This is a genomic window from Thiolapillus sp., from assembly GCF_048562965.1.
Taxonomy (GTDB): domain Bacteria; phylum Pseudomonadota; class Gammaproteobacteria; order Chromatiales; family Chromatiaceae; genus Thiolapillus; species Thiolapillus brandeum_A.
Genome location: NZ_JBHNMF010000648.1, coordinates 1 through 1,725, shown reverse-complemented (window position 1 = coordinate 1,725; position 1,725 = coordinate 1). Strand labels below are relative to the sequence as shown.

Annotated in this window: 1 protein-coding gene; it reads left to right on the top strand. The window is 52.6% G+C overall.

Going from position 1 to position 1,725, the window contains the following annotated elements; all coding sequences use genetic code 11:
- Positions 1 to 99 precede the first annotated feature (99 nt).
- Positions 100 to 1,725, top strand: a 1,626-nt coding sequence (locus ACOCD2_RS18790) for a hypothetical protein (protein ID WP_419625894.1), incomplete at its 3' end; no start/stop codon positions are given.

Below are 1,725 nucleotides of genomic sequence, written 5' to 3'. Positions count from 1 at the left end.
ATAAAAGTATTTTCTCGCCCGGATCGCTCGGTATCGGGCTCAGTGTGGCTTGCCTTTGCGACGTTCGTTTGTAATGAGGCAGACGAGGGGCAGGGCCAGTTGGCACTGGCACGCCTTCTTTCCAGTGAAGCATCCCGCCTGGCTGATAATGTTGTCGACGGCACATGGCAAAAAGGCCTCTATCCAAAAGCCGAAATTGACGAGATTGCCGAAGGGCTAATCTGGCGCTCTCTGGGTTCGCCTTATGCGACTGATCGATGGCGCGGGGCGCATTGCATTCGCTCATTTGCCAGATTTGGGCGCTGGGGAATTATCGACAGGCTGGCTGCTAACATCGCTCGTAAAGACGCAGGGCCATTCCAGGCGAGTGAGCTCCCATTTTTTTATTTGTACGCGCGTCTTTGGCTTCTTATTGCTCTAGATAGGATGGCGCTCGATTACCCCACCGAAGTGGCCCGTTATAAAGAGACGCTCCTGTCATTTGCGCTGGAGAACGACGCCCCGCATGTACTCATGCGACATTTTTCGGCGCGTGCATTGCTCGTCTGTGTAGATTCCGGCGCCCTCAAGCTCCCCGTAAAGCAAGTTACGCAATTACGGAAGTCAGATCTTTCGCCTCACACCCGCCTCAAGAAGAAGATAAGGAAGAATGTGGATTTCTACTCCGGACGACCAGATTCCGAGCCGAAACCACCATTCGAGTTCCATCTGGACTATGACTTCCACACGGAAGATGTCGATAACCTCTCAAAGGTCTTTGGGCAGCCCTGTTGGAAAGTCGCTGACCTCATGGCGGAGATTGCTCATGGGCTCGATCCCGACGTCGAGAGCATGGACGAGTCAGCTGGCCGTGAAACCCTCCTATACAGGCGCGATTACCGTGGCATCACGGCCCATCATCAAATGCATGGCCAACAACTTGGTCATCACGCACTATTTCTGGCGGCTGGAAAGCTGCTGCAGACTTACCCGGTGACTGACGATTGGTGGTATGAGTCTGATCCATGGGGAGAGTGGCTCGGTCGTTATGCCTTGACGCGGGATGACGGTCTTTGGCTATCAGACGGTACTGATCGGACACCGATCGATACGGTGGAATTCTTGCTCGAAAGAAAAGACAAGGACTTTGTCATTACAGGCGATCGCGAAAAATTGCTGCAACTCGTCAGCGTCGGGTCACGTATTGGAAAGGAGCTTGTTGTCGAGGGTGACTGGCATTCGGCTGATAACGTCAAGATAGCCATCTCATCAGCTCTGGTCCCTTCGAAAAAAGCAGCGACGCTGGCGCGCAAGTTAACGCGCGAAGAGCCAATCACGGTTTGGCTACCTTGTTACCGTGAAAACGATTACGACGGAGAACATACGCAGGGCGATAAGAATGGCTATACACCTTGGATCGTTCTGCGCTCCGGGGAAGCGCGCCTGGACGAGTATGATCCTTATGGGGTTCCGGCTGCCAGCCTTAGGCCACGTTTAGCAGAAGAATTTGTGAAGTTTTGTGATTTATCCAGTGAGGATCCGTTTGGCCGCATCTGGAAAGATAATCGTGGCCGTTTGTCTTTGCGCTGCCAAGCCTGGGGCAGGGAAAACAAGTATCAAGAGGACGGATCACATTCCGGGACACGGTTGTTTTGCACGACCTCATTGTTGAAAAGAATTCTTCGTAAATACGACATGGATTTGCTCATCCTTGTCAATCTGCAGTGCAGCGAGAAAGAAACCCAC